This is a genomic window from Candidatus Omnitrophota bacterium, assembly GCA_034717435.1.
Classification (GTDB): domain Bacteria; phylum Omnitrophota; class JAUWXU01; order JAUWXU01; family JAUWXU01; genus JAYELI01.
In genome coordinates this window covers 1-3246 of sequence record JAYELI010000029.1, presented here as the reverse complement: position 1 = coordinate 3246, position 3246 = coordinate 1, and the positions used below count along the sequence as shown (strand labels likewise).

Below are 3246 nucleotides of genomic sequence, written 5' to 3'. Positions count from 1 at the left end.
GAAGGAAGTCCTGAGTATTCCCGAAGGGCGACCGAAGGATCTCCCATAAAACCGTGTTTTCTGAGATTCTTCGGCCTTCGGCCTCAGAATGACCTTTTTAGCGTTATTATTTTTAATTTCGGTTAAACTGTGCACTTTTAATTCGTAGATAACATTTAACAGTTTAAAAACTTGACAACCAATCGGTTATATGCTACTCTTCTAAACACTAAGGAGTGATAAAAAATGCCATCACACAAATCAGCTGTAAAAAGAATGAAGACATCTCAAAAAAAATATGCCCGAAACTTAATTATCCGATCCGGGCTAAAAACTCTCTTAAAAAAAGTTGACCTGCTTATTTCCTCAAATAAGGCTGATCAAGCAAAGGTTGTAGTGCATCAAGCCATGTCAAAATTCGATAAAGCAGCTTCTCAAGGAGTAGTTCATAAAAGAAATGCTTCCCGCCACAAATCCCGGTTGGCTAAAAAATTAAAAAAATTACAAGCCGCATAGCTTAATCACCAACAACTCAAGGGCTATCTGAGGTTTTTTAATCCCCTTTTTTATTTCAGTGTCCGCTTCCAATAAAAATTTAAAATGACGGCTGAATTCCCGGGAGCTAAAATCTTTCACCTCAGCTATAAATCTATCCAGAAAGAACCGGTGCACCCTTAACTGACGGCCTATTTCTTTCGAAGAAACCTTCTGCCCCAATAATGCCTTGGCTTGCTTAATCCTTTTCAGCTGCCAGAAAAGCATCCCGATAATCCGGCTGATTTCCTTGTTTTCTTCGGTTAACTCAGAAAGTATCTTTAATGCTTTAGAGCGCTGTTTCTGCCTTATGGCCTCAATCAAATCAAAAATCGTTGCCGTGGAGCTTTTACCAATAATTTCTTCAACATCTTTAACCTTAATAACCTCGCTATCGCCAATATATAAAACCAGTTTTTTTACGGCCTGATCCAAAAACCTCAGGCTGTCTCCTACATTTTCCTGCAGTGCAGCCACGGCCTGCGGCAAAATTTTCTTTTTATAGGAATGGGCCCTTTTGACAATCCATTTATCTACCTGGCCGGAATAATATTTCTTAAAAGTATTTATTCGCCCGTGTTGAGAAATGGCATTATATAAGCGATCCCGCTTGCTTAAAACTTTTGCGTCTAAGATAAGACAAGTGCTTGGGGAAGGTTTTTTAAGATAGGAAATAAAACTTTTTTTGGCAGCAGAGGACAACTTTTCTGCGCCTTTTATAATTATCAGCCTCTGTTGGGACAACATCGGCAAGACCGCAGCAACACTGGCCAATTCAGAACCATCCATGTCCTGTCCGTAAAATGTGGTTTTATTAAATTCTTCCGTGCCATTTTTGAAGAGCCTCCCTTCAAGTTCTCTTATGGCTTCTTCTTTTAAAAAATCTTCTTCTCCTTCGAACAAATAAACCATTTACCAGCCTTCAATCATCCGGGCTACGATATTCTTGGCTAAATCCCTGATAGCCGCCCTTAAGGCAAGTTCTTCACCGGAGGCAACAAAGTAAGTAGTATCTCCGGTGAGCCTTTTCTCTTCCCATAAAACAACATCTTTGGCTGTATCACGGCAAATAAGGCGCATTACCAAGGTAAGCCTGTATTCAATTACATCTTTTTCGTCAGGCCCGTATCTTAAAGGGTCTTTAATATAATCGGTTACTTCGCCAGTTAAGACAAGATCCGCCTGTTCAGTGTCTACAACTTTTAATCTGCCGTCAAAGATAAATCTGTCAACTGTCTGTCTGGTAATATCCCCTTCGATCCCGGGGTGATACTGGTAGGCTAAAGAGCTTGAAGAGATAACATTCTTAAACATCGGTACTGATATTGTCTTAATATCACTGGGAAGCAAAGAACCAGTGGTATACCCGCAACCCGATAGGCCAACAGCTAACAGGCAGCTAATCGTCAACAAAAAAATATTGCTTATTGTTCTTATTCTCATTCTTTGACAGGTTCACCTCGTGCCGAGCACTCAGTGCGAGGTAGGACTTCGTTTTTCTTGTTTTTTTTCTATAATAAAAATTTTTTCCGCGGCCTTGGGAGCCCAGGAAGTATCCGGAAAAAAATCTCTGATCTCTTGATAATACATCAGGGCGCTGTCTAAAGTGCCTTGCAGTTCATAAAACTTAGCTATTTGAAAAATCCCTTCTGCCTTTTTTTCTTTTAAAAACAGCAGTTTGCTTTTAGCTTTATCTGTCATATTGCTCTGGGGATAATCTTTCAAGAAAGTCTCAAATTCTTCAATAGCCTTATCAACAGCCTCTTCTTTATAATCATAGGTAACAGCCTGCTTATCATAGCAAGCTGCTATTTCATACCTGGCATCATCGACCAGTTCGCTTTTAGGATAATCGTCAATAAGCTTATTGAATTCTTCGACAGCCTCGGAATATCCAGCCGTGTCTTTGTAATAAATACCTATCCGGTATTGGGACAGATCGCCATATTTACCATAAGGGGCGTTCTCAATTATTTTTTGAAATATCTCTAACGCCTTGTTTTTTGATGAAACCAAAGGAATCGACTTTCCGAGGATTTTCGCCTTTTCTTCATGGTAAAAAAGGTTGGCTACCTTATATTCCCGTCCGATTATCTCCTCTACTCTTTTAGATTGGGGGTAATGGTCTATTACCTTCTGGTAGGCTAAATAAGCATAATAATATTTCTTCATTGTTTCGTAAGACAGGCCAATATAATACTGGGCTTCAGCGGTCAAGTCAGAAAGGGGAAAATCTTTTATCAAGCGCTTGAACTCTGTTATCGCCCGCTCATAGTCCTGGGAATCATAAAATTCCAGAGCCCATTCAAACTGCTCCTGGGGAATATCCTTAGTTACATTTTTCGGATCTACCCATTTTCCGCTTTCCGGGGTCCAAATCCAAAATGCCCTAACCTGCGGGGCATAAACGACTAACACAAAAACTGCTAAAAGAATAGATAATAATTTCTGCATTCTTCGACAAGCTCAGAACTTCGTCTTTTCAGGCCATTTTTTGGCTAACTATATCATACTTATCGGGCTTTGTCAAGGAGGGGTTCGTGTTTTGTTATCTACGAATTAAAAGTGCACAGTTTTTAGACGATTTATGTTTTAAAAGTGCACACTTTAACCGAAATTAAAAATAATAACGCTAAAAAGGTCATTCTGAGGCCGAAGGCCGAAGAATCTCAGAAAACACGGTTTTATGGGAGATCCTTCGGTCGCCCTTCGGGAATACTCAGGACTTCCTTC

4 protein-coding genes are annotated in these 3246 nt (G+C 39.9%); 1 reads left to right on the top strand and 3 read right to left on the bottom strand.

What is annotated here, in order from left to right; translation table 11 throughout:
- Positions 1-225 precede the first annotated feature (225 nt).
- Complete coding sequence (rpsT, locus tag U9Q08_02100; GenBank protein MEA3328522.1) at positions 226-495, top strand: 30S ribosomal protein S20; 270 nt, start codon at positions 226-228, stop codon at positions 493-495.
- Here the strand turns inward: rpsT and holA are convergent.
- The 3 genes from holA to bamD are packed head-to-tail and all read right to left on the bottom strand — an operon-like array spanning position 481 to position 2967.
- Positions 481-1425 (bottom strand): DNA polymerase III subunit delta, encoded by a 945-nt coding sequence (gene holA / locus U9Q08_02095; protein ID MEA3328521.1) that lies wholly within the window; start codon positions 1423-1425, stop codon positions 481-483. The genes rpsT and holA overlap by 15 nt on opposite strands.
- Positions 1426-1956, bottom strand: a complete 531-nt coding sequence (locus U9Q08_02090) for an LptE family protein (protein ID MEA3328520.1) — start codon at positions 1954-1956, stop codon at positions 1426-1428.
- 30 nt (positions 1957-1986) lie between these two features.
- Positions 1987-2967, bottom strand: coding sequence for an outer membrane protein assembly factor BamD (gene bamD, locus U9Q08_02085; protein MEA3328519.1), 981 nt, complete (start codon positions 2965-2967; stop codon positions 1987-1989).
- Positions 2968-3246 lie beyond the last annotated feature (279 nt).